Genomic DNA, 24,142 nt, shown 5'->3' with positions numbered 1-24,142 from the left:
CTCGCTCATTCGAAGGCCAGTTGAGCTTTCCATTCTCAAACCTTTTGTACAGTAACCAGAAGCCCTGTCCATCCCAATAAAGGGCTTTGAAGCGATCTTTTCTTCCACCACAGAAAAGAAAGACTTGGCCTGAGAAGGGGTCCAATTCAAATTCCTGTTTCACTAAGTAAGCCAAGGAATCAATTCCTTGCCTCATATCTGTTTTACCAGTTATCAAATGAACCTGACCTAAATCGCATAAATTTATCCTAGTGAACGAGCGAGAATCTACCATATCAATCTTCATCCTGATGATTTATAAGATTAGTATAGCTAGATTTCTAGTTCGGTTAAAGATACCTTGTTATTGGGCGCTTACGTAAAAGTGACTGGATGAATGAGTTTTTAAAGCAATTATCAGCGGCTTATCCAGATGACTACATCATCTTGGTCATGGATAATGCAGTTTGGCATAAATCACAGACATTGAGGATTCCTGCAAATATAGAATTTTCGTTTATCCCACCTTATACTCCTGAAATGAATCCCATTGAACAAGTTTGGGCAGAAATTCGCAAATTAGGATTTAAGAATAAGGTGTTTAAAACATTGGATGATGTCATTGATCAGCTTCAAGAAGTCATTCAAAATCTATCAGCTAGTCAATTACAATCTATTGTCCGTAGAGAATGGATATTTGCTAATTTTGATTCTGAATGAGTATCATTATAGAAATTATAGAGCTATCTTTTATCTTCTTCATAGAGGAATTCTAGCTTAGAAAAAAGAGACTGGGCAAAAACTAGCAATTTCTGGCTTAGCTTGAAATTTGAATAAATAGAAAACAGCTTAGAATCAACGTTTTTAATAACGTAATTCTAAGCTGTTTTCTATTTCGAAGGCTTTTTGCCCAGCCTCTTGTGAAATGATTCTAATGCTAATTGCCGGGATTGAACCGGCGACCTCATCCTTACCATGGATGCGCTCTGCCAACTGAGCTAAATCAGCAATTTACCTACCTAGTATACAAGATACTAGAGTAGGTGTCAAGGGCTTTAAAAATTTTTTAATCATTTTTTAAGCCATTAGCGGAATTTAAATCCTTCATAAACAAGTTCTAATTTGGGATTCATTTGTTTGATTTGTTTACTGAGGGCAGCCATCATTGGGCGTGGTCCACACATAAAGACAGTAGCTGTTTGAGGGAGTAAGGTTGATTTAAAATCGAGATAACCGTCAACTTTACTATCAATGAGGTGGAGATGAAGTTTGGGATTATTGGCTGCTTCTTTTTTCAGAAGGTCAAGATGTACAGCGTTTTCTTCACCTGTGTAGGCATAATAAAAATCAATTTCAGCTTGGGGTTTTGTATCCTGACGAAGACCTGCTAAAAAGGGAGTGAGACCAATACCGCCGGCAATCCATACTTGCCGCTCTTGACCTCGATTGAGTAGCATGTGACCATAAGCACGATCGAGTCCTACTTTGTGCCCAACTTTTAGATTCTTGTAGAGATTGTCTGTGTGATCTCCTGAATTCTTGATGGTGAATTGGATGGTTTTACCGCTTCCTCCTGAAATGGAGAAGGGATGTGCTCTTTTCTCAAAGCCAGGTTCTCTAATTTGTAGAAAAGCAAATTGTTCTGCCTCGAATGGAAATTTTTTTTGCAACTGTAGAGTCAATTCAATAGTATCTTGATTTAAAGTTTCTAGGGTTACAATTTTTCCAAAATGAGAAAAACCAAATGTTGGATAGTAAACAATGGTATAAAGAGCTGAACCAATACCGATCAAGGCGAACAGCCCGGTAGTGATAGCAACTGGGCTCCAAGTGAAGAGAGCAGTCCCCATCATCATATAAGTATGTAAGAGCCCAAATAGATAGGCTGGGAAAACTAGACGATGAATCCAGCGCCAAGTTTCATAAGGTAATTTGCTTCCTAGAACAGAAACGATAATCAAGGTAAGGAAAAGTCCTAAACTGATATCTCCCATTTGGGCAGCTAGACTACTTCCCCATAAGGGAGCAAATAGTCCGACCATTCCAATCTGATGTAATAGAATCAAGATAAGAGAAAAACTAGCTAAGAATTTGTGCCATGTATAGACGTGCTCTAAGCCATTAAAGAAATTTTCAAGCCATGCTGCACGCGTTGTGAGCAGGAAGGTAAGAGATAGAGCTGTTAAGGCAAAAGCAGGGATGATAAATGTTCCAAGGCCTGCTTGGCTCCAACTCCATGCTGTGACAATAAAGGAAAGAAATAGAATTCCTTTTAAGGATTTCATGATGTAGTCATTTAGTCTTTAAATAGTACGGCATTGCGTCGATTAAATCCCCTGTTTTTCGAAGTGATTCCGTCACAACCTTTTTCAGGATGGCCCAACTTTTCTCGATAGGATTCAGTTCCGGGGAATAAGGTGGTAGAGGTAAAAAGAAGTGTCCATTACAACTAGAAAGCTCATCTAATATCTTCTTAGGATGAAAACTTGCATTATCCATGACGATAACATGAGGACCAGCCAAAGAAGGCAAAAGTTGTGTCTTAAACCATTCGACAAAGAAAGCACTGGTCATGCTGTCTTGATAGATCATCGGTGCTATAAATGTATGATTGATTTGCCCTGCTACAATAGATGTTCGTTCAAATCGACGACCACTAACTTTATCATAGACCTTCTCTCCTCTTGGTGCACGGGCATTTTTACGATAGAGGTAGGTATCAATACCTATTTCATCAATATAGACAATCGGGATGTCTTTCAAAACTGTCAATGATTCAAGATACTTGTGAACTTTTTCGGGATCTTGTTCTTTATAGCTAGTTGTCTTTTTTTAAAGTAATGTTGATCTGCTTTAAGGCAGCCCAAATAGAAGGGATACTGCAAGAAAAGTGTTCTGCAATTTCCCTTAAAAAAGCATCTGGATTTTCCTCAACATAGGTCTTTAGTTGCTCCAAGGGGATTTTTCTAGACTTAGCAACACGCTTTTTACGTTCTAAATGCCCTTGTTCTCGTTGTTGCTTTTCCCAGGTGTATAAAGTATTCGTACTGATATTAAATAGTTTTGCAGTTTCTTGACGTGTATGTTCCTCTTTTACATAAGCAAGGACAGGTTTTCTAAAATCGATGCCGTATGCCATAGAATAAGTATATCATATTCGGTTTATAAACTAAATAACTATAAAAACTCCAATCTAGTAATAATTGACAAAGTCTTTATTAGTATATAAAAGTAAGTTCCTTTTTTCCAATTAAGAGAATTGGAAGAAAGGAACTAGTTCTCAGACTGATTTTTAATAGAAGACCATTCTCGTTTAGTCTCTTGCCATACTTGGACAACTAGTTGTGCGAACTGGAGTAAAGGTTTCCACTGCTCGGAACTAAGTGATTGCCCTCGTTGCAAAATTTTTAAGATGGTAGTCCATGCACTTTTTTGAAAAAAGATATTGATGGAGGTGATGCCTTCGTGTTCCATTAAGGAAAAGAAGGTCTGAATGATTTGGGCTAGTTGAGCATCGGGAACTTCTTCGACGAGTTGAGCCATGGTTTGTTCAAGTTGTTGGCTACTGGTAGAAAGACCTGGAGCACGACTAAAAGCATGCTCTTCTATTTCCCAGGTGAAGGTGTTGTGTTGGCGCATACCATTTTGGACAGAACTTTTGATGATTTGTGTTGGTGCTTGAGAGTAGAGGAAGACACCGACAACAGAATTTTCCGGGATATAACGCTTAATTTTGTGACTAATCCTTTGATAGCCTTGGCTATCCAGGACACTTGTATGGAGGCCTGGAGCATCAAAGGAGTAAATGCTTTTGAGTTTTTCTGAAAGTAGGTGTGTCAGCTGGCTGGCTGCATAGATAGCTAGGTTTCCTCCCTTTGAGTGACCAGTTGCATCAATATCTCCTTCTAACTTTGTGAGTGCTTCTGTCAAATAGTGGCAGGCTAGAATTTGGGCAGGAATTTCTTCTTGATAGGACATCAAGAGGTCCTCTTTCCAGCCCACAAGGCTATCATCGGTTCCTCTAAAAGCTAGGACATAGGTTTTGGGAGCAATGCAGAAGGTGACTGCAGAGAATTGGAGATTATTTTGGGGTTCAACGATATTTTGAAAAGCCAGTAGCTTTAAATTTTTATAGCGTTTGCTGTGAGCCATCTTGTGTAATAGCTGGTAGCGTTCGCGCATTAGGGGAGATGGATCAAGTGGTATTTGTTGTTCCAAATCTGATAGGCGCTGGACTTGGTTTAAATCCCAACTAGGGGTGACGAAAGTATCGAACGGTAAATAGCTCAATTCGGCCAAAAGGAGATAGTCAATTTCTCCATAGGGACGATCATAAAAGCTATCATATTGGACTTCTTGAATATAGTCAATGGTATTCATAGTTATTCTAGGTTTTGACTGGCACGATAAAGGGTAAAGGCTGTGAAGAATCCGACGAGGACGATAATCCAACTAAGGAGGGTGAGGGACATACTTTTAACCAAGGTAGCTGCGATAATCACTCCTAAGATGCCTCCTAGGACAATCCAGCCTAAGCTTTTTTTATGATAGGAATCGTTTTTGATAAAGGTCATTGAAGTGATCGGCATGAGGGCTGCACAGGAGGTCATCATAATTGGAAAGGCTGCTAAAGGATTCATTCCAAGGAGGTAAACCATAACCATACAAGGTGAATAGAGACCGACACCAGCTGACATGAGAGCACCGAGTACAAAGTTTCCCAAAATTCCTAAGACGAGCGCCCAACCAGTAAGCCCCATAGCTGTGTTGCCAGATCCTAGGGAATCAACAAATCCTGTGATACGTCCGAGCATGAGAAGACTGGTTAGGAGCATGGCAATGCTGATTGTTCGGAGAATCAGTTTACGGTTGAGATGGCTAACAATCTCGCTTCCCATCTTTCCTCCAGCAGTAGCAGCTAAAACCATAGAAATGAGAGTGAGAGAATCCACCTTGACAACGCTAATAAAAAATAGAGCTTCCGTGATTGTAGGAAGAGTATGTGCGATATTGAGGGTTCCAGGTAGATGGCGATCATCTTCTAAGTAGTGACTCGCTCGAAACAGGGTTGTCGTTGTTAGGAAAGAGCCAATGCCCAAGGTGTCTAAGAAATCAGCAATAAAACCAATGAAAAACCCAGTTAGCATTTGGGGACCTCGTGCAAAAAGTTCTGCCAAGCTGGTTCTTTGACTGAGAGCGAGAATATAGATCAGACTAAGGACAATGAGAATTGATAAAATGATGGTAGCCATCGGACTACTCCTCTCTGTTGTAGTATTTTCTAGATTACCAGTATACCATATCGCAGATAGGAGAAATCATTTGACAACTTTTCTAAATCACTATTAAATATAGGTTTACGCTGATTTTTGCTAGAGAGGAGGTGTCCGTGTCATTAGTGTAAAATAATTCTCAGAAAAATGATTGAACAAAATAAAAAAACTATATCTCGGTAGGTATCGAATCAACCAGAGAGGCTGTAGCATCTGTGACTATTGTATCAGAAATTTGTGGAGCAGAAGTTGAAGAATGTTTTTATGGCTCTTTTGTGACTTATTCCTAGATTATCTAAGTCACTGCCTAGAATGACTGGATAAATTTCTTGTTCAATCTGATGTAACTGGGAATTGTTACTGGATTCAACCGCTAAAAGAGAGAGGTTTCCCAGTAAGGGATAGTGTCTGAAAGTGGTTATCGCTAGGATAGGGGTCCTATGAAAAAATAGGGATGAAATTGGACCAAACAAGCTACTGAAAACAGGACAACTTACCTAGTGAGTATTCGCAATGGGAAGTTTGAGAGATTATTTAGAAAAACTGTTTCTGAGCTAGTTTTTTGTGAATCTATATCCATAGGTGCTTCAAAAGCATGACAGGTCATTAAACATGAGATCCATATCATTCCACAAGCAAGAAGTTCCGTGATGGGAGCGTTTATCAGGCTGCTTTAGGAATTTAGAAGGAATACAGAAGCAGGTATTCCTATCGTAGTGGAATCATCAGCAGTTGAGAACCAACTATTGGAGAACTTAGCCACTGATGGAGCAAATAGAATTTGCGACCTTTGTGTTTCGTAGAGAGCATACAATGCTATCTGAGCCGCACTATTTCCTATGAAGATCTGCTTGTTAGAATTCTTTAAAACGAAAAAGAGGATTCTAGCTAATTATAAGTATTACTTCGCTGTGAAAAGTTGAATATTCAGGTAGCTATGTGGAGACACAAATTCGAATTTACTAGTTTCTTATATTTGCGACTGTTTTAAATATTCGAGAATAGCTTGCTACATACTTCCGTGGTTTTGTTTTTGACTTTCTAGGAGTTGTAATGGTAGAATAAGTGGAATTCAAAAAGGATGTGGTATATGAAAGCATTTCGTAAAAAGGACCTTAGTCAGACACGGACAGAGATGCGGCGTCATCTAGGGTTGAAAGATTTGTTGTTTTTAGGGACCGGTGCCATGGTTGGGACTGGTATTTTTACGATTACTGGAATTGGAGCTGCTACCTTAGCGGGACCTGCTCTCGTTCTTTCCATTATTATTTCCGCTTTTTGTGTGGGTTTGTCGGCACTCTTTTTTGCGGAATTCGCTTCACGCATTCCAGCTTCTGGTGGAGCCTATTCCTATATCTATGCAGTTTTTGGAGAATATCCAGCTTGGATGGTCGGTTGGTTTACAATTTTAGAGTATATGATGGCCGTATCAGGGGTTGCTGCTGGTTGGGGTGGCTATTTGAAGGGCTTGCTGGCATCATTTGGTTGGGAATTGCCTCAGGCTCTAAGCGGGACCTTTAATCCAGCTACTGGGACCTATATTGATTTATTGCCTGTTTTGGTAGTAGCCTTTGTCACAGCAGTTGTGTTACTACAATCCCAGACGGCTCTGCGATTTAATTCGTTATTGGTTGTGTTGAAATTTTCAGCTCTTTTGCTGTTTATTGGACTAGGAGCATTTTTTATCAACGTGGAGAACTGGTCTCCATTTGCTCCTTTTGGATTTGGTTCCTTATACGGGGCTGAGACAGGGATTATGGCAGGGGCCTCCTTGATGTTCTTCAGCTTTTTGGGATATGAGTCTCTATCAATGGCTGTGGATGAAGTGAAAGAACCTCAGAAGAATGTGCCACGGGGAATTGGTCTATCACTAGCACTTGTAACCTTAATGTATGTATTGGTAACCTTAGTATTAACAGGGATTGTTCCCTATGAGCAGCTAAATGTTGCAGATGCAGTTGCCTTTGCCTTACGAAGTGCCGGTCTTGAGTGGGCGGCTCATTATGTGTCTTTAGTTGCAATTTTGACTTTAATTACAGTGTGTCTATCTCTAACCTACGCCTTGTCGCGGATGATCTATGCTATTGCTCGTGATGGTCTTTTACCGCAAGCGTTTCGGAAGCTGAATCCTGTGAGTAAAGTACCGACCAATGCCACGCTATTAGTTGGTGTTTTTGCAGCTATTTTTGCGGGGATCTTTCCTTTAGCAAGTCTGGCTTCCTTCTTAAACATTGTGACTCTAGCCTATTTGATCATTCTAGCATTTGGTCTTCTTCATCTTAGAAAGACGAAGGGGATGCCAAAGGAAAATGAGTTTAAAACTCCTCTAGTTCCCTTGCTTCCGCTGTTATCTATTTTGATTTGTCTTTCCTTTATGGTGCAATATGACGGAACGACATGGTTGGCTTTTGGAGTCTCAATCATCATTGGTAGCTTGATTTATTTCTTATACGGTCAAAAACATTCGGAGCCACATGAAAAATTCAGGTAAAACCTGGATTTTTTTTTGCTCACAAATCTGCAACATGATACAATAAGATGAGCTTTTGGAAAGGAGTTTCATATGGATCGACTTGTTAGGATGCTGGAGGATGATTTTCAGATTGTTTTCCAGGACACCGTACTTTTAGAAACGGCTTTTACGCACACTTCTTATGCGAATGAGCACCGCCTCTTAAACATTTCACATAATGAACGTTTGGAATTTTTAGGAGACGCTGTTCTACAATTATTGATTTCAGAGTACCTCTATGCTCGTTTTCCGGGAAAACCTGAAGGAGAATTGTCAAAACTACGTTCGATGATGGTTCGAGAAGAGAGCTTGGCTGGTTTTTCGAAGGATTGTCAGTTTGACCAATATATTCGTTTGGGTAAAGGTGAAGAAAAAAATGGAGGACGTTCCCGCGATACTATTTTGGGGGATTTATTCGAAGCTTTTTTAGGGGCTCTCTTACTTGATCAAGGGGTGGATGCCGTTCGATCCTTTATGACAGTTCAGATTATTCCCAAAATTGAAAAGGGGCAGTTTGAACGGGTGATAGATTACAAGACCCAGTTACAGGAATTGTTGCAAGTCGGAGGTGATGTTCAGATTCGCTACCAAGTCCTACAAGAATCAGGTCCAGCCCATGCCAAGGAGTTCTTGGTAGGTGTCTTTTTGAATGAGCAAAAATTAGCCCAGGGTGTGGGACGGTCTAAGAAATTAGCCGAGCAAGAAGCTGCTAAGAGGGCCATTGCGGAGAGGGAAGCACATGTACTTAAAGGAAATTGAAATCCAAGGTTTTAAATCTTTTGCGGACAAGACAAAAGTAACCTTTGACGATGGTGTTACTGCCATTGTCGGTCCAAATGGATCGGGTAAAAGTAACATTACAGAGAGTCTCCGCTGGGCTCTGGGGGAATCCAGTGTAAAGAGCCTGCGTGGTGGTAAGATGCCAGATGTTATTTTTGCAGGGACGGAAGCTCGCTCACCGCTCAATTATGCTAGGGTATTGGTAACCTTGGATAATCAAGATCAATACCTGCTGGGGCAAGGAGAACAGGTTCAGATTGAGCGGCAAATTTTTCGTAATGGAGACAGTGAGTACCGTATTGATGGTCGTAAAGTACGTCTGAAAGATGTCCATGAACTGTTTATGGATACTGGTTTGGGACGGGATTCCTTTTCGATTATTTCTCAAGGTCGAGTTGAGGAAATCTTTACCAGTAAACCGGAAGAACGCAGAACTATTTTTGAAGAAGCTGCCGGGGTTCTGAAGTATAAGACCAGGCGGAAAGAAACAGAGGGAAAACTCAAGCAAACGCAGGAAAATTTAGAGCGTTTAGAGGATATTTTGTATGAGCTAGAGCTGCAATTACCTCCCTTGAAAGAGCAGGCGGAGGTGGCTCAGCGTTTTCAAAATCTAGATAGTAAGCGGTATCAAGCTACTTTAGATTTTATCGTAGCACAATTGGATCAAGGGAAAAGCGAATTAGATGAGGTTGTCGCAGCCTTAACCGATGTTGAGGTTCAGCTATCCTCTTTCAAAGAGCAACGATTGAGCTTGGAGGAAGAGCTGCAGGCTTGTCGGACGAAGGCACAAACTGTTGAAGCTGAGATGACAAAGAAGCAGGAAGACTTATTGGCCTTGACTTCTTTAGTGGCAGATTATCAGACACAACAAGCTCTTTTGAAGCAGGAAAGTCAACAATCAGGTCAGGCTGAAGCTGAAGGGCGTAAGCGTTTATCCGAACTGGCTCAAGAAGAGGTTATTCTGAAGCAGTCTCTTGAGGAGTTAGAGGAAGGAGTAGCTTCGGAGAGACAAGCTTTGTTGCTTTTAAGGGAAGAAGAGAGCGAGCTTCGGAATCACCTCAGTCAAGCAGAAGACCCAGAAAGTCATCTGGAAAAACTGCGGGACCGATATTTGAAGATTTTACGCAAAGAAGCGGACTTGAGCAACCAACTAACGAGTGTAGAAACGCAATTAGAAGCGAAAGAAGCCCAAGATTCTCAGCGAAATCAGGAGCGACAAGAGTTACGGCAGCAGCGACAGGAGACCGAGAGTCAAACCAAGCAGTTACAGACAGAGCTTGAGATGGTTGAAGCTGAGTTAGAGACTGCTCTTAAAGACTATCAAGGTCAAGAAAAAAGCCTTTTTCAGACTCGTCAATCTTATCAACAGCAACAAGAAACCTATTTTAGTCAGTTAGAAACTGTTCGTAAATTGGATGCAAGACGGGAAAGTTTGGAAAATATTCTTGCCAATCATTCCAATCTGTACGCAGGTGTTCGGAGTGTCCTTAATGCCCAAGATAGACTAGTCGGAATACGTGGGGTGGTTAGTGAACATCTGACCTTTGACCTACGTTTCCAGCAGGCCTTGGATGTTGCCTTGGGAGCTAGTAGTCAGCATTTGATTGTAGATGATGAAGAGGCAGCGACGCAAGGGATTCGTTATCTCCAAGAGCAGCGAGCAGGTCGTGCGACCTTCCTACCTCTGACTCGAATTCAATCGCGGACGATTTCGGATCAACAAGCGGCGATCTTGGCCCAATCACCTGGCTTTTTGGGGCTGGCGGTCGATGTGATTCAGTTTGATGCGGAATTGGCGGGGATTTATGGGAACCTTTTGGGAACCATTGCTATTTTTGAAGAAATTGATCAAGCTCGAAAAGCAGCTCGCCATCTGAATTACCGCCTGCGTTTGATCACCCTAGATGGTTCGGAAATCCGGGCTGGCGGGGCTTATGCTGGGGGAAGTCAACGCAACAACCAAAGTCTGTTGCTAAAGCCAGAATTGAAGCAGGTGCAGATTCAATTAGAAGCAGCACAAAATGATTTACGGCAGTTGGAGCAATCTTTAGCTCAAACTAAAAAAGAAATTGATAGTGGTCAAGCGAGTCTTGATCAGCTTAAAACGACTGGAGAAGCTCTCCGACTTCGGGAACAGGCTCTCCGTCTTAATTGGGAACAAGCTCAGAGTGATTACCAACGCCTAACAGACCTTTTGAAGAGTCAGCAAGAAAGGCATAGGGAAACTGCAATGGATCACTTGCAAGTACAGCTTGAATCTCTACAAGAAACTCTCCAGAATGTTGAACAAGACAAGGTCAAACTAGAAACAGACTTAGAGATTCTCCGTGAAAATAAGGATGCTCACCGTGATCAGGTGAAAGTACTAGAAGAGAAGCTCCAAGAGGTGCTTGTAGAGCAAACGGTTAAAAAAGGCCAGCTTAATCTCCTCCAAAGTCAGAAGGAAGCCAAACAAGCCCAGCTCATCAATCTTGAACAAGAGCAGTCTAAGCTAGAACAAGGCTTGCAACAATTGGCTTCCCTTGAAGACTTGCAAGGACAGGCTAGTGACCTTGAAACTCGCTTGGAGCAAGCTCAGGCTGAAAAAGATGCTAGCCAGCAGGCGCTGATTAGGCTTCGATTTGAAAAAGAGGATTTAGAAGCTCAAGTCGAAGATTTGAATAGTCGACTCGATCAGGCTCGTCGGGAAAATGAGGGGCTTATTCGCCAGGAAGCTCAACTAGATTCGCAACGTTCGAGTTTAGAGAGAGCCTTGCGTCAGGATTTACAACGTCTGACGGATGATTACCAAATGACGATTGAAGCTGCGCGTGATCAAGTTCAACCCGTTGAAGATTTGGAGCAGGCACGGGACGAGCTGAAGCAGTTGGAACGATCGATTAAAGCACTGGGACCTGTCAATTTGGCGTCTTTGGAACAATATGAGGAAGTCAAAGAACGCCATGATTTCTTGACCAACCAACGCCAGGATATTCTGGATGCTAAAAATTTATTGCTGGATACGATGGATGAAATGAACCAAGAAGTTCGGGAACGATTCCAGACGACTTTTGAATCCATTCGTCAGAGTTTCAAAGAAATATTCCGGCAAATGTTTGGTGGAGGTCAGGCAGATCTGTTATTAACAGATACTGATCTATTGGTAGCTGGGGTGGAAATTTCGGTTCAACCTCCCGGCAAAAAGATTCAATCGCTAAATTTGATGAGTGGTGGGGAAAAGGCCTTATCAGCTCTGGCCTTGCTATTTGCGATTATTCGTGTTAAGACGATTCCTTTTGTTATTTTAGACGAGGTTGAAGCGGCTTTAGATGAAGCCAATGTGAAACGCTTTGGAGATTATCTCAAACGCTTTGATCAACGCTCACAATTTATTGTGGTGACCCATCGTAAAGGAACCATGGCAGCAGCCGACAGTATCTACGGTGTGACCATGCAGGAATCCGGTGTATCGAGCTTGGTTTCTGTTCGTTTAAAAGATATAGACTAACAAAAAAATTCGACCCCATGGGTCGAATTTTTTAGTGATTATTCACCTTGGTAGGCTTCTAATTTCCAGTCGATGGTATCGCCATCTTTGAGTTCAACATCTTGAGCTCCTTTGTCGCTCATTTTGCCATTGACGTCAAAGAGCCAATATTTTTGCTCGTCTGGTTTTTGTTCAATACCATTGATAGAAGTGACTAGTCCGTTTTCTTCTTTGATGTCCATTTGTTTTTTCATAACATCTAAAAGCTTATCTCCCTCTTTGAAGGAAAGTTCAAAGGGACTGTTTTCAATAGCTTTGCCATCTTGGGTTACAGAAACTGTAACTTTAGACTCCATAACTTGGCTGCTAGATGCAGACGATGAAGAGGATTCTGTGGCAGACTGGTTGTTGGTAGCACAGCCTGTAAGGGCTAGGGCAGTAAGGGCGAGCAGGGCAAATTTTTTCATAAAAAAACTCCTTAAAAATTGTATTGCTTGCGTAAAACCTGAATCAGGGGACTGATGATTGGTTCCAAGATTAGGTAGAAAAGGGCATTGCCGAAGGCGTGCAGCAGGTCAAAGGGCAGTCCTTGAAGGTAGTAGGCCCAAAAATTACTGACGCTGTAGGTCTGGGCGGAGAAAAAGGAAATGACAAAGCCGTAGAGGAAGCCGAACAGAAAGGCAACCAAGCTAAAAAGGATTAGCCTGATTTTTGGCTTGGAAGCGAGGCTTCGATAGAGTGGACGTAGGCCATAGAGACCAGCCATGAGTATGCTATAGGTCAGGATTTGATAGATGGTCCAGGGTCCCATTCCCAAGAAAATATTGGATATGAGAATAGTGAGAGCGGCCACGATAATCCCATCAGCTAAGGTCAATTGCAGCGTCAACATCATTAAGATAGCGGTAACGGGCTGGATGTTGGGCAGAGCAGCTGTTACTTGACGGCCAACAAAACAAAAAGCTGCCATGACGGCTAAAAAGGCTAGACGGCGACTAGACCAAACTCGTTTATCCATGGGGATACCTCTTTTTTCCGATTTCAAATTCATTTTAACACAGGCTTTTGTTTCCTGTCTATTAAAATCCCTTTACAGTTGGTCTTTTTGTGTCTATAATAGAAAGCGATTTCATAATCGAAGGAGAGAGGAAGATGAGTGATAACATGAGGGAATTGGTCTTGAAAAGTGCTAAGCAAGTCAGTGATCAAGAGCTAGTGCTTTATTTGGTTAAGGAGACGGATTTGGATTTGGCTTTGCTCTGTGAAATGCTCACGCTTCAGAATTCTAGAGGAGCTGGTGTTGCGGTTGCAGGGCTGGAGTGGGAGAAAGAAGGGCAATCTTTTTCTATTAAAGCTAGTTTGGAAGTGGATGCTCGTGCACCTTATCGGGTTCAATTAGGGGAGTCCGAGGTAGAGAGTTTTTTAGATTGGAAGTTGCTGGAGCAAGTCTCTGCTTCTACTGCTAAATTAGGATTAGAAGTTTGTGAGGGAGGAAGGAGTGCCCGGTTTGCTTTTTGGTCTCCGTCTGCCCAGTTAGTTGAGCTTATTTTGTATGATAAGGAGAATGCAGATGTGGAGCGAGCTCAGATTCCGATGCTGCAAGGGGAACAGGGAGTTTGGACATTAGAGTTGGATGCTGAAGAAGAGCTTGGCCTTACGGATATTCGAGGATATTTTTATCACTACCAAATTCATCGTGGGAACCAGCTTGTGCGTGTTCTAGATCCCTATGCTCCATCTTTGGCAGCTTGGTCTAGTGAACAACGACATAGAGGTTTGGCTTATCAAGTCGCTAAGGGGGCGATCCTTGATCCTAGATTAACGGGTCGTAGGAATCTGGACTATGGACAAATTCCCGGCTATCAAAAACGAGAAGATGCTATTATTTACGAGGTTCATGTGCGTGATTTTACGTCTGATCCAGAGACTCAGGGGGAACTAGAGGCTCCCTTTGGAACTTTTAAAGCGATGGAGGAGAGACTGGATTATATTCAGTCTTTAGGAGTGACCCATGTTCAACTTTTACCGGTTCTTAGTTATTACTTGGCAGATGAATTTCAAGCCCGTCAAGGTTTGTGGGACTATGCTTCTGGAGGAACGAATTATAACTGGGGTTATGATCCACAACATTATTTTGCATTGACAGGGATGTACTCTGCCAATGCAGCGGATCCAGCTTTGCGGATTCAGGAATTTAAGGATTTAGTAGCAGCCATCCATGCTCGAGGAATGGGAGTCATTCTGGATGTTGTTTACAATCATACAGCCCAGCTTGGGATTTTTGAAGAATTGCAACCTCATTATTATCATTTCATGGATGAGGATGGGCAGGCTAGAACCAGTTTTGGGGGTGGTCGATTAGCCTCAACCCATGCTATGACTCGTCGTTTAATGATTGAATCCATTGCTTATCTAATGGATGTTTACAAGGTGGATGGTTTCCGCTTTGATATGATGGGCGATCATGATGCAGAAGCCTTAGATCAAATCTCTAGAATTGCCCAAGTTATCAATCCACAGGCTTTGATTTTGGGGGAAGGCTGGCGCACCTATGTTGGAGATGAAGGTGATTATAGACCCGCTGCTGATCAAGACTGGATGTTGGAAACGGATAAGGTTGCGGTCTTTTCAGATCATTTCCGTAATAGTCTCAAGTCTGGTTACCCGACTGAAGGAGAGCCGGCCTTTTTAACTGGTGGACCAACGAATATTGATGAGCTATTCCACTCTCTCAAAGCTCAACCTTCGAACTTTGAAGCGGATCAACCGGGAGATGTGGTTCAATACATTGAAGCTCATGACAATCTGCCCTTGTTTGATATTATTGCCCAATCGATTCATAAAGATCCAGCAATTCCTGAGAATCTGGTGGAGATTCATCGTCGGATTCGCTTGGGACAATTACTGTTATTCACCTCTCAAGGAACTGTCTTTTTACATGCAGGACAGGAGTATGGTCGGACCAAGCAATTCCTTCATCCTGACTTTGAAAAACCGGTCGCTCAGACTCTGCAACCCCATAAATCTTACTTATTTGAAGATGTAGAAGGGAATCCGTTCCAATTTCCTTATTTTATCCATGATTCCTATGATGCTTCTGACGCAGTTAATCGCTTTGATTGGACCAAGGTTCGCGAACAGGAGCGCTATCCTTATGCTGTGCAGACTCTTGAATATACTCGTGGTTTAATAGCTTTGCGAAAAGCAGAAGGAGTCTTTCGTCTGGCAGATCGTCTGGAAGTGGATGAAAAGGTACAGTTGCTCACTCAAGGGGCAGGGGAAGCCCTTTTCCTAGCCTATCAACTTCGTTCTAGTGCTGAGGAAACTTTGGTCGTCATTGTGAACGCGGAGGAGCATTCTCGCAAATTCAGTCTTCCACAATTAACAGAGGCAAAATCGGTACAAATTCTAGTGGATGGTGAACAGGTGAATGTAGATGGAATCCCCCTAGATAGACAGGCAGGTTTTAGCATTCAGGGAGTTGATTTGTTTCTGGAAGGTTTGACAGGAGTGGTTCTGAAAATCCGTTTCTAATGTGGTATAATTTTTCCAGTTAGAAAAAGGAAAGAGATAACTATGGCAGAGAAAACCATTGTATTTAAAGTTGGGACATCTTCCTTGACTCAGGAAAATGGCAATCTGGATCGGATTAAGATTGCTCGAATTACCAATCAATTAGCCCAGTTGCATCAGCAAGGACATCATATTGTTTTGGTAACATCGGGTTCTATTGCGGCGGGCTTCCGGCGCTTAGGCTTTGACAAACGACCGATAAAGATTGCAGAAAAACAGGCTTCTGCTGCTGTAGGGCAAGGCCTCTTGATTGAAGAGTATACCCAGAATTTGATGAAGGATGGGATTGTCACTGCTCAGATTCTCTTGACCCAGGATGATTTTGCGGATGCGAGACGTTATCAGAATGCTTCTCAAGCTTTGCAGGTCTTACTGAAGCAGCGGGCGATTCCGATTATTAATGAAAATGATACTATTGCCATAGAGGAGATTAAGGTTGGGGACAATGATACCCTATCTGCTCAGGTGGCTTCTTTGTTAAAGGCAGATCTCCTAGTTCTGCTAACAGATGTGGATGGATTGTATACTGCTAATCCCAATCAGGATCTCAATGCTAAACACTTGCCAGTGATTGAGTCCATTGATGAGGAACTCTTTACAATGGCTGCTGGGGCTGGCTCTTCTAATGCTACAGGTGGGATGACTACCAAGTTACAGGCGGCTCAAATTGCAACCAAGTCTGGTGTTCCAGTCTTTATCTGTTCCTCTAAAGAAGATACAGCTCTTTTGGAGGCTGTGACACAAGAGAATCGCGGTACCTACTTTTTAGAAAATAGTCATGCCATGAATCAACGGAAACAGTGGCTGGCCTTCTATGCTCGGGTTGATGCTCTAGTTGAGGTTGACCCAGGAGCAGTTGAAGCGCTCTTATATAGAGGACGGAGTTTACTGGCGGCTGGAGTCGTGCAGGTGGAAGGTGAGTTTGAGGTTGGACAAGTAGTCGAAGTTTATAGTCACGAATCGCATCAGTTAATCGGTAAGGGGCGCGTGCGTCTATCGTCAGCGGATTTGGAGCAGGCTTTGCAAGAAGGTAAGGCTGAGGGACTTTTGATTCATCGTAATGATTGGGTAACCTTATAGGAGGACGTATGAGAACCACACAAGAATTATTGGATTCATTATTGGAGCATAAGAGTTCGATTAATTTGGCTAGTAGTCAGGTGAAAAATCAGGCTCTTGCGGCTATGGCAGACCAACTGATAGCTCAAGCCGATGCAATTCTGGCAGGAAATGCTGTGGATATGGAAGCGGCTCAGGGAAAAATTAGTCCCGTTATGCAGGATCGACTGTTATTGACTAAGGAACGGATTGAGGCGATGGCGGCAGGAATCCGGGTTTTGATTGATTTAGAGGATCCTGTTGGTCTGGTCTTGGAAGAGCATGTTCGCCAAGATGGTTTACATATTCAAAAGCGCTCAATTCCTTTTGGTTTGGTGGGAATGATTTATGAGAGTCGGCCGAATGTTACTTCAGATGCGGCAGCCTTAGCGATTAAAAGTGGAAATGCTGTGATGTTGCGAGGTGGAAAAGAGGCTTTCCATTCAGCTCAAGCGATTGTAACTGCCTTGAAAGCTGGTTTAGAAGAGGTCGGAGTTCATCCTGGAGTTATTGAATTGGTTCAAGATACCAGTCGTGCCTCAGCTCAGGAAATGATGACGGCTAAGGGCAAAATTGACCTCTTAGTTCCGCGTGGTGGAGCTGGTCTAATTCAGGCGGTTGTCGAACAGGCAACTGTTCCAGTGATTGAAACAGGTACGGGTATTTGCCATGTTTATATTGATCAGGATGCAGACTTAGATAAAGCGGTCTCCATCGCTGTTAATGCGAAAACCAGCCGTCCGTCCGTTTGTAACGCTGCTGAAGTTCTAGTTGTTCACAAAGATGTGGCTTCTGAGTTTTTACCAGCTTTTGAGGCGGCCTTGGATGGTCAGGTAGAATTACGGGCAGACCAAGAAGCGCAGGCTTTCTTGAAGCAGGCGACCCAGGCAGGAGCGCAAGACTTTGATACCGAATTTTTGGATTACATTATGGCTGTGAAGGTGGTCGACGATGCGCAGGCGGCGATCGCTCATATCAATGAGCATTCAACGGGACATTCTGAAGCGATTGTGACTGAAAATCCAGAAACAGCGGATCTCTTCACCTTGATGGTGGATGCGGCGGCTGTTTATGTCAATGCCTCCACCCGCTTCACGGACGGAGGTGAATTTGGTCTGGGCTGTGAGCTCGGCATTTCAACTCAAAAAATGCATGCGCGTGGTCCGATGGGACTTCGGGAAATGACAACCTACAAGTATGTTATCAGCGGTCAAGGTCACATTCGTTAGGAGATCATTATGAAAATCGGATTTATTGGAATCGGGAATATGGGAGGAGCCTTGGCCAAGGCAGTAGCCCAGGTCCCAGCGACTGAGCTACTCCTTAGTAACCACAATCCAGCCAAGGCCCAAGTGTTAGCTCAGGAGTTGGGAGCCAGTCTAGCTAGCAATGAGGACATTGCTACTCAAGCAGATGTTATTTTCCTGGGAGTTAAACCTTATTTGATGGCTGACTTGATTTCCCAACTTGCTGTCTTGGCTAAGCCAGAAACTATCTGGATTTCCATGGCTGCCGGTATAACTTTAACATCACTCTCCCAGTATCTGCCTACCGAGTATCTTGTTCGTATTATGCCCAATACACCAGTAGCCATTGGGGAGGGTATGACAACTTATAGCGTAGTTAATTCTGACTTGGCTCCTGTAGTGGAAACCTTATTAGCCTCCAGTGGTCAACTCATGCAAGTATCGGAAAATTTGATGGACGCTGCCACAGCCTTAGCAGGCTGTGGCCCGGCCTTTGTCTATCAAATGATTGAAGCTCTCACAGATGCGGGTATAGAGCAGGGAATTCAGGCTTCGGATGCTAAACGCCTCGTTGCCCAAACTCTCTTGGGGGCAGCCCAAATGGTTCTTGGTTCAGAGAAGCACCCAGCCCAACTTCGCCAAGAGGTTACCTCTCCAGGAGGTTCGACCATTGCTGGGGTCGTAAGTCTGGAAAAATCTGGCTTTCGTTCTGCATTGATGCAAGCTGTCAGCGCAGCTGCTCAACGAACCCAAGAGCTTGGAAAATAGGCAAATGGGAATGAACAAATTTGCACCAACTGGACAAGATGTTGAGGAAATTTTTGAAAATATCCCATCGGTCAAAAAACAAGCCGATGCTTATTCACTTGTGGATGTCTACGCTACTATTAGTGGAGAAATCCCTGTGGTATGGTATCCAGGAATCATTGGTTTTGGAGAGACTAAGTATCGACTGGACTCTGGTCGCACAGGTCTCACACCACGCTTGGCCTTTGCACCTAGACAGACAAAGTTTTGCCTTTACTTTGATACAAGTTTTCTTGAGGAACAAGTTTCCCTGCTTCAGTCCTTAGGAAAATACAAGACTGGCAAGGGCTGTGTTTATATCAATAAACTGGCCGATATTGACCTTGATGTTTTGCAAGAGTTGTTGAAGCAGTCGCTGTAGAAACCTTTTGGTTAAATAGGTTTTTATGTGATATCTAAGTACAACCAGGCTGTTAAATAGGCTCGACGGAAAACAAAAGATGAGTTACCATTTAATTCAAATGTGAAACCGGTTGTTCTAAGTTATCAATTTCAAACATCTGCTGATATGGGAACAAAGATTTTTGAAATTGAGAAAGAGTATTTTCAGTTTGTTTACCAAAATAGATTAGAATTAAATGCTAAGACAGGCGTGAATAATCATAAATTTTCATCAGTATTTGGACCAGTTCTTGATGGTCAGGTTACGCGCTTGAAAGTGACTTTAAATGATTACTTCAAGGGAATAAATTCTTTAGAAAAAACAGCTGGTATACTTTTGGGGAAATATCAGGATGATACACAACTTTGTATATGTGATCAAAAAATTGCAGACAGACTCATACTAGTTAAGGAGGAAATAATATGATGTTAGAGAATGAAAAGCAAGCTCTCAAAACAGAAGTAGAACAGTTCTTATGGAAAAATTATCATATTATTCCCGAATCTGTCTCGTCTGTAACGAACGTTGTATTGCACAATTGGTTTGAAGAGTTGGAACACGAGGGGTCTCATTTAACAGCAGATCTTATTGCAGATAATATAGCAGATATTGCAAAGCGTTATTCTGTTTATTGATGAGGGCATCTCTAAAAAAATCATAATTATTGTAGTATATATCTCAAATAGGTAACGTCGCCCTATTTGGTCAAACAAGTCAAGTTTGAATGGATGAAAATAGTTTGAAATTGCTTTTGTTTCATTTTAGTGTATGAAAAGACCGAAATTGTATTAGCAAATCCTCTGTTGATCAACGATTGTAGGGATTACCACTTTGGAAATAAGAAACAAACTAAAAAGGTAGGAATCCACTCAAGTGAACTGGATTCCTACCTTTTCGTCTGCTATGGTTCCTGTTGGAGGTTTTGGTTAATCAAACCAATCTCTTTTTTCATTTTCTGATAATTGATGAAGTAAATAAGGATATAAATGAAAACGTAGATGGTCTTAAAAAGAAGGATTGCTTGCCATCTGAGAGGGAACCAGACTGCAAGTAGAGCTAGGGAGGTAAAACTAAGGCTAGTAAGGGTGAAGTGGGTCAGGGTCATTCGAAGAAGGCTCCAGTCTTTGTGAAAAATAGCATCACTCCAGGAAAATAAGAGACCAACTCCAATCCAAATAAAGTAGAGAAAAAGTCGCCAAACACAGGCATACATGTGAAGAATTCGAGCCAATCAAACGACTGAACCTAAACACATAGGCTTAATGCGCCCAAAAATCCTAAAAGAGCTATTAGCATATCGGAAATGAGAGTAGCAACAGGAAATTCTATTCGTTTGGAATGAGATTCTGTTGCTTTTTTAGATTTCTGAGTAAAAGTCGTAGTTTTTAGAGGTACTCATTTATTTTATGCAGATTCGGTTTTCTATTTCCTCTTTCCCCAGCCTCTAGGATTCTTTGGTATAATAGGAACATATGAAATTCAATGAATATCTCAAGTAGATAAGGGAGTGGGTTATGAAAATCATTGCGACAGACTTAGATGGTACCTTTTTGGACAGCAATCACCAGTTTGACCAAGAACGTTTTTCGAAGTTATTGGATCGTTTAGAGGAGAGGGGGATTGTATTTGCGGCGGCATCTGGTCGGGGCATTGCCTCTATGAGAGAATTATTCGCTCCTTTTCGGAATCGGATTTATTTGATTGGTGAAAATGGATCGATTATTGAGGAGCGGGGGCAGGTGATTTGGTCTCGCACTATGGATGAGCATGCGGTGGAAGAACTATTTGCGACTTTGGAAGCGAGTCCTTATGTGGATAAAAATCAGCTGATCTTTTCAGCTGAGAATGAGGTCTATGCTTTGAACACGGTTGATCCAGACTACTTAGCATTTTCACGTCGCTACCATCCCAATGTTCAGTTGATTGGGGATTTAAAAGATATGCGGGAGCCGATTTTCAAGGTTACTTTGAATTTGAAACCGGAAGAAATGGTGGAAGGATTGGCATGGATTGCGCAGGCCTTGCCAGATTATTCGGTGATGACGACTGGTTACCAAACCTTGGATATTGTTCCTACAGGTATTGATAAGGGTGGTGCTCTCGGACGCTTGCTCATTATGAAGGACTGGCATCCGGATGATTTAGTTGCTTTTGGAGATCAGTTTAATGATCGTCAGATGTTGGAATTAGCTGGTTTGGCTATCAGTCCAGAAAATGCTAAGGAAGAAATTAAGACTTTGGCAGACCGTGTGATTGGTCCTGCCAGTGAAGGGTCTGTACTTAAATATATGGAGGAGCTGGTTTGATGGATATTCGTTTAATTGCCCTTGATTTGGATGGAACTTTATTAACTAGTGACAAGAAGATTAGCTCACGAACCAAGGCTGCTCTAGCTGCTGCACGGGAGCAGGGGGTTAAGGTCGTTTTGACAACTGGGCGGCCCCTTAAAGCCATGGATTTTCTGTTAAAGGAGTTGGAGCTGGATGGTCAGGAAGAAGAGTATGCGATTACTTTTAATGGTGGTCTTATTCAACGCAATACAGGGGAAATCTTAGCAGAGGCTCGCTTTAGTTATGAAGAGGTTCAGGAATTGTACCAGCTGAGTCGGGACTTGGGCTTGCCCTTGGATGTCATTCAGGAAGGAACTGTCTTTAATATTGAAGGACCGATTGCCTCACGTTACCAGTCTTTCAACCCAAGCTTAGATTTCACCTTGATTTCCTTTGCCGATTTAGATGAGCAATCCTTTTATAATAAGTGTATCTCAGCTCATGACGCAGCTGCTTTAGATGGGGCGTTAGAACAAATCCCAGCCCCATTTTTTGAAAAATATGGAATCTTTAAGTCCAGAGATCAATTGCTAGAATGGTTGCCAAAAGAGGCGGATAAGGCAAGAGGGTTGGAGAAATTGACGGCTCTCTTAGGCTTGAGCAGGGATCAGGTGATGGCCTTTGGAGACGAAGCCAATGACCTATCTATGATTGAATGGGCAGGTTATGGAGTTGCTATGGGCAATGCAGTGCCAGCTTTGAAAGAAGTGGCTTGGAAGGTCTTGGACTGGACGAATGACCAGGACGGGGTTGCTCGTGCTGTTGAAGAATATGTATTGAAGGAGAAAGAGAATGGGGCTATTTGATCGCCTATTTGGAGTTGAAAAAAACGACACACCTAAAGAGGAAGTCGAACTGGAAGAAAGGGCTGAAAGTGCTTTGGTGGAAGCAGACGAGGAGGAGGTGGTTTCTGAGTCTGAATCGCAGTTTCAAGGAGGCTTGGAAGAGGAATCTGCGTCTACTAACCTAGTGGAGAGCCAGATTGAAGAAACTTCTGAGCCTGTCTCTGAAGAAATGACCTCGGAAGTTGAAAAGGTAACAGCCGACACCTTGCCAGATTACTACGTACAAATGCGAGCTCAACTGGATGCGGCTAGCCGCAAGGTTGAGGAAGAGCAATTTCAGGAGGCCTTGGAAGAAGTCCGCAAACGTCGGGAAACAGAGGCTGAAAAGTACAATCGAAGTTTGCAGAAGACCCGCTCAGGTTTCTTGGAAAGCTTGAATGCCTTCTTTGCCAATTTCCGTACAGTGGATGAAGAATTCTTTGAAGAACTTGAAGAACTCTTGATTACCAGTGATGTCGGTGTCCAGGTCGCAACCCAGTTGACAGAAGATTTACGTCAGGAAGCTCGCTTGGAAAATGCAAAGAAACCTGAAGATTTACGCCGAGTTATTATTGAGAAATTAGTAGATATCTATGATAAAGATGGTCATTATGAGGAAGAGATTCAGTTCCAAGATGGCTTAACGGTTATGTTGTTTGTGGGCGTTAATGGGGTCGGAAAAACCACCTCCATCGGAAAATTGGCTTATCGCTATAAAGCAGAAGGACGCAAAGTCATGTTGGTCGCGGCGGACACCTTCCGAGCTGGAGCTGTAGCCCAGTTGGTTGAATGGGGCAACCGCGTCGATGTTCCGGTTGTAACAGGTCCTGAAAAAAGTGATCCAGCCAGTGTTGTTTATGATGGTTTGGAGCAGGCCCAAGCAGCAGGTGTTGATGTTCTTTTGATTGATACGGCTGGTCGTCTTCAAAACAAGGACAATCTGATGGCGGAATTAGAGAAAATTGGCCGGGTTATTCAGCGTGTAGTACCAGATGCACCTCATGAAACACTTCTAGCCTTAGATGCTTCAACGGGACAAAATGCTTTGGTCCAAGCCAAGGAATTTTCTAAGATTACTCCTGTGACAGGTATTGTTCTGACTAAGATTGATGGCACGGCTCGTGGAGGAATTGTTCTGGCCATTCGTCAAGAACTAGATATCCCCGTTAAACTGATTGGTTTTGGGGAAAAATTGGATGATATTGGAGACTTTAAGTCGGAGCAATTTATGCGTTCTCTCTTGGATGGTGTTTTTGTCTCAGAGATCGCCTAGATGGTGTCGGAATGGTCTTGGGTTATCTAGATGTGAGGCTGACCTTCGGGGTTCAGCCTCTCGTTTTTGGGATATGTGATAGATTGGAGTTAGTTGATGGCACTTTTATGCCTTTTGTTGTTAGTTGCTTTTTCAGGTTATTTGGCTAATTTAGAGAAATCCAAGCGTTTTACCCAAATTATTCATACCTCAGAAGAATCTGTGTAAATGCCTAAAAAATCATCAGAAACAACCAATAACCAATTGGAATTTCTGATGATTTTTATTATTCACCAAATTGTTCTAGGGATAAAAATGTATTCAGTACCTTATCACCCTAAAAAAGGCAGACTCCGCCCTTGGTGTAACTATAGATTTTTAAAAATGCATACTATTTAACATCTTAATTCCCTAACAAAGGGGGACTTCCATCTCTTGCTTCATAAAGAATGGGGAGCGAGAAATTTAAGCTAGAAATTCGTTCAAAAAGAGTTCGAAACTCCTCCTTCAGAGAATAGAGGTTAGACAGTTTTAGAACTTGTCTTCTAGCACTTTTTACAGACTTTCCAACTATATTCACAAACAGTTTCCGAAAACGTTTCATCGTCAGATTCTTCAC

The 24,142-nt window shown here is 42.5% G+C and carries 22 protein-coding genes, 1 tRNA gene and 2 pseudogenes; 14 read left to right on the top strand and 11 right to left on the bottom strand.

From position 1 onward, the window contains the following. Positions 1-286, bottom strand: a 286-nt coding sequence (gene tnpB, locus E4T71_RS04705; RefSeq protein ID WP_245165709.1) for an IS66 family insertion sequence element accessory protein TnpB, incomplete at its 3' end; no start/stop codon positions are given. 77 nt (positions 287-363) lie between these two features. Here tnpB and E4T71_RS04700 point away from each other — a divergent pair. Further along, positions 364-699, top strand: a pseudogene (locus E4T71_RS04700) (transposase); the annotation flags it as partial. 215 nt (positions 700-914) lie between these two features. Here E4T71_RS04700 and E4T71_RS04695 read toward each other — a convergent pair. The 6 genes from E4T71_RS04695 to E4T71_RS04670 form a co-directional block, all read right to left on the bottom strand. Then, positions 915-987, bottom strand: a tRNA-Thr gene (locus E4T71_RS04695). A gap of 77 nt (positions 988-1,064) precedes the next feature. Next, the gene (locus E4T71_RS04690; protein ID WP_135037535.1) at positions 1,065-2,264 is read right to left on the bottom strand and encodes a ferric reductase-like transmembrane domain-containing protein; all 1,200 of its coding nucleotides are present in this window, start codon (positions 2,262-2,264) and stop codon (positions 1,065-1,067) included. A 7-nt stretch (positions 2,265-2,271) separates the two neighbouring features. Next, complete coding sequence (locus E4T71_RS10480; RefSeq protein WP_135037532.1) at positions 2,272-2,751, bottom strand: transposase; 480 nt, start codon at positions 2,749-2,751, stop codon at positions 2,272-2,274. Positions 2,752-2,797: 46 nt separating this feature from the next. Then, positions 2,798-3,118, bottom strand: coding sequence for an IS630 transposase-related protein (locus E4T71_RS10475; RefSeq protein WP_135037529.1), 321 nt, complete (start codon positions 3,116-3,118; stop codon positions 2,798-2,800). Positions 3,119-3,252: 134 nt separating this feature from the next. Further along, on the bottom strand, positions 3,253-4,359 hold the full coding sequence (locus tag E4T71_RS04675; protein ID WP_135037526.1) for an Mbeg1-like protein: 1,107 nt from the start codon (positions 4,357-4,359) through the stop codon (positions 3,253-3,255). 2 nt (positions 4,360-4,361) lie between these two features. Then, positions 4,362-5,231, bottom strand: coding sequence for a sulfite exporter TauE/SafE family protein (locus E4T71_RS04670; RefSeq protein ID WP_135037523.1), 870 nt, complete (start codon positions 5,229-5,231; stop codon positions 4,362-4,364). 1,111 nt (positions 5,232-6,342) lie between these two features. Between E4T71_RS04670 and E4T71_RS04665 the strand changes: the two genes are divergently transcribed. From E4T71_RS04665 to smc, 3 genes are all read left to right on the top strand, one after another. Then, positions 6,343-7,743: an amino acid permease gene (locus E4T71_RS04665; RefSeq protein WP_135037521.1), complete on the top strand. Its 1,401-nt coding sequence runs from the start codon at positions 6,343-6,345 to the stop codon at positions 7,741-7,743. Positions 7,744-7,815: 72 nt separating this feature from the next. Then, a complete protein-coding gene (gene rnc, locus E4T71_RS04660) occupies positions 7,816-8,523 on the top strand; it encodes a ribonuclease III (RefSeq protein ID WP_135037518.1) in 708 nt (235 codons plus the stop codon). After that, positions 8,504-12,031: a chromosome segregation protein SMC gene (gene smc / locus E4T71_RS04655; RefSeq protein WP_135037515.1), complete on the top strand. Its 3,528-nt coding sequence runs from the start codon at positions 8,504-8,506 to the stop codon at positions 12,029-12,031. Before rnc ends, smc begins: the two co-directional genes overlap by 20 nt. A gap of 38 nt (positions 12,032-12,069) precedes the next feature. Here smc and E4T71_RS04650 read toward each other — a convergent pair whose 3' ends face one another. Both E4T71_RS04650 and E4T71_RS04645 read right to left on the bottom strand, forming a co-directional pair. Beyond that, positions 12,070-12,477, bottom strand: coding sequence for a DUF4430 domain-containing protein (locus tag E4T71_RS04650; protein ID WP_135037512.1), 408 nt, complete (start codon positions 12,475-12,477; stop codon positions 12,070-12,072). An 11-nt stretch (positions 12,478-12,488) separates the two neighbouring features. After that, positions 12,489-13,028 carry an ECF transporter S component gene (locus tag E4T71_RS04645; protein WP_135037509.1) on the bottom strand — a complete coding sequence of 180 codons (540 nt, stop codon included), beginning with the start codon at positions 13,026-13,028 and terminating at the stop codon, positions 12,489-12,491. Between the two features lie 89 nt (positions 13,029-13,117). Between E4T71_RS04645 and E4T71_RS04640 the strand changes: the two genes are divergently transcribed. From E4T71_RS04640 to E4T71_RS04610, 7 genes are all read left to right on the top strand, one after another. Further along, the gene (locus tag E4T71_RS04640; protein ID WP_306766721.1) at positions 13,118-15,544 is read left to right on the top strand and encodes a pullulanase; all 2,427 of its coding nucleotides are present in this window, start codon (positions 13,118-13,120) and stop codon (positions 15,542-15,544) included. A 42-nt stretch (positions 15,545-15,586) separates the two neighbouring features. Next, positions 15,587-16,663: a glutamate 5-kinase gene (proB, locus tag E4T71_RS04635; RefSeq protein WP_135037503.1), complete on the top strand. Its 1,077-nt coding sequence runs from the start codon at positions 15,587-15,589 to the stop codon at positions 16,661-16,663. Between the two features lie 8 nt (positions 16,664-16,671). Then, positions 16,672-17,910, top strand: a complete 1,239-nt coding sequence (locus E4T71_RS04630) for a glutamate-5-semialdehyde dehydrogenase (RefSeq protein WP_135037500.1) — start codon at positions 16,672-16,674, stop codon at positions 17,908-17,910. 9 nt (positions 17,911-17,919) lie between these two features. Beyond that, complete coding sequence (proC, locus tag E4T71_RS04625; RefSeq protein WP_135037497.1) at positions 17,920-18,696, top strand: pyrroline-5-carboxylate reductase; 777 nt, start codon at positions 17,920-17,922, stop codon at positions 18,694-18,696. 10 nt (positions 18,697-18,706) lie between these two features. Continuing rightward, positions 18,707-19,096 (top strand): DUF1801 domain-containing protein, encoded by a 390-nt coding sequence (locus E4T71_RS04620; protein WP_135037494.1) that lies wholly within the window; start codon positions 18,707-18,709, stop codon positions 19,094-19,096. Positions 19,097-19,198: 102 nt separating this feature from the next. After that, on the top strand, positions 19,199-19,543 hold the full coding sequence (locus E4T71_RS04615; RefSeq protein ID WP_167758472.1) for a hypothetical protein: 345 nt from the start codon (positions 19,199-19,201) through the stop codon (positions 19,541-19,543). Continuing rightward, positions 19,540-19,752 (top strand): hypothetical protein, encoded by a 213-nt coding sequence (locus tag E4T71_RS04610; RefSeq protein WP_135037491.1) that lies wholly within the window; start codon positions 19,540-19,542, stop codon positions 19,750-19,752. The genes E4T71_RS04615 and E4T71_RS04610 overlap by 4 nt, the downstream gene beginning before the upstream one ends. A gap of 266 nt (positions 19,753-20,018) precedes the next feature. On the opposite strand, the gene E4T71_RS10545 is transcribed toward E4T71_RS04610, so the two are convergent. Further along, positions 20,019-20,330, bottom strand: coding sequence for a DUF3021 domain-containing protein (locus tag E4T71_RS10545; protein WP_135037488.1), 312 nt, complete (start codon positions 20,328-20,330; stop codon positions 20,019-20,021). Positions 20,331-20,631: 301 nt separating this feature from the next. On the opposite strand from E4T71_RS10545, the gene E4T71_RS04600 reads away from it, so the two are divergent. The 3 genes from E4T71_RS04600 to ftsY are packed head-to-tail and all read left to right on the top strand — an operon-like array spanning position 20,632 to position 23,544. Next, complete coding sequence (locus E4T71_RS04600; protein ID WP_135037485.1) at positions 20,632-21,423, top strand: HAD family hydrolase; 792 nt, start codon at positions 20,632-20,634, stop codon at positions 21,421-21,423. Then, entirely contained in the window at positions 21,420-22,253 is an 834-nt protein-coding gene (locus E4T71_RS04595) for a Cof-type HAD-IIB family hydrolase (protein ID WP_135037482.1), read from the top strand. The genes E4T71_RS04600 and E4T71_RS04595 overlap by 4 nt, the downstream gene beginning before the upstream one ends. Continuing rightward, positions 22,240-23,544 carry a signal recognition particle-docking protein FtsY gene (gene ftsY / locus E4T71_RS04590; protein ID WP_135037480.1) on the top strand — a complete coding sequence of 435 codons (1,305 nt, stop codon included), beginning with the start codon at positions 22,240-22,242 and terminating at the stop codon, positions 23,542-23,544. Before E4T71_RS04595 ends, ftsY begins: the two co-directional genes overlap by 14 nt. Before the next feature lie 382 nt (positions 23,545-23,926). On the opposite strand, the pseudogene E4T71_RS04585 reads toward ftsY, so the two are convergent. Then, positions 23,927-24,142 (bottom strand): annotated as a pseudogene (locus E4T71_RS04585) (hypothetical protein); the annotation flags it as partial.

The organism is Streptococcus sp. WM07, from assembly GCF_004570525.1.
GTDB lineage: Bacteria > Bacillota > Bacilli > Lactobacillales > Streptococcaceae > Streptococcus.
This window is presented reverse-complemented; position numbering and strand designations above follow the sequence as displayed.

Bases quoted from the DNA above. Each gene is read 5' to 3' on its own strand.
- proC (WP_135037497.1), top strand. From the start codon at position 17,920: ATGAAAATCGGATTTATTGGAATCGGGAATATGGGAGGAGCCTTGGCC.
- E4T71_RS04620 (WP_135037494.1), top strand. From the start codon at position 18,707: ATGAACAAATTTGCACCAACTGGACAAGATGTTGAGGAAATTTTTGAA.
- E4T71_RS04650 (WP_135037512.1), bottom strand. From the start codon at position 12,477: ATGAAAAAATTTGCCCTGCTCGCCCTTACTGCCCTAGCCCTTACAGGC.
- proB (WP_135037503.1), top strand. From the start codon at position 15,587: ATGGCAGAGAAAACCATTGTATTTAAAGTTGGGACATCTTCCTTGACT.
- E4T71_RS04675 (WP_135037526.1), bottom strand. From the start codon at position 4,359: ATGAATACCATTGACTATATTCAAGAAGTCCAATATGATAGCTTTTAT.
- ftsY (WP_135037480.1), top strand. From the start codon at position 22,240: ATGGGGCTATTTGATCGCCTATTTGGAGTTGAAAAAAACGACACACCT.
- rnc (WP_135037518.1), top strand. From the start codon at position 7,816: ATGGATCGACTTGTTAGGATGCTGGAGGATGATTTTCAGATTGTTTTC.
- E4T71_RS04665 (WP_135037521.1), top strand. From the start codon at position 6,343: ATGAAAGCATTTCGTAAAAAGGACCTTAGTCAGACACGGACAGAGATG.
- E4T71_RS04610 (WP_135037491.1), top strand. From the start codon at position 19,540: ATGATGTTAGAGAATGAAAAGCAAGCTCTCAAAACAGAAGTAGAACAG.
- E4T71_RS10545 (WP_135037488.1), bottom strand. From the start codon at position 20,330: ATGTATGCCTGTGTTTGGCGACTTTTTCTCTACTTTATTTGGATTGGA.
- E4T71_RS04600 (WP_135037485.1), top strand. From the start codon at position 20,632: ATGAAAATCATTGCGACAGACTTAGATGGTACCTTTTTGGACAGCAAT.
- E4T71_RS04690 (WP_135037535.1), bottom strand. From the start codon at position 2,264: ATGAAATCCTTAAAAGGAATTCTATTTCTTTCCTTTATTGTCACAGCA.
- E4T71_RS04670 (WP_135037523.1), bottom strand. From the start codon at position 5,231: ATGGCTACCATCATTTTATCAATTCTCATTGTCCTTAGTCTGATCTAT.
- E4T71_RS04630 (WP_135037500.1), top strand. From the start codon at position 16,672: ATGAGAACCACACAAGAATTATTGGATTCATTATTGGAGCATAAGAGT.
- E4T71_RS04645 (WP_135037509.1), bottom strand. From the start codon at position 13,028: ATGGATAAACGAGTTTGGTCTAGTCGCCGTCTAGCCTTTTTAGCCGTC.
- smc (WP_135037515.1), top strand. From the start codon at position 8,504: ATGTACTTAAAGGAAATTGAAATCCAAGGTTTTAAATCTTTTGCGGAC.
- E4T71_RS10475 (WP_135037529.1), bottom strand. From the start codon at position 3,118: ATGGCATACGGCATCGATTTTAGAAAACCTGTCCTTGCTTATGTAAAA.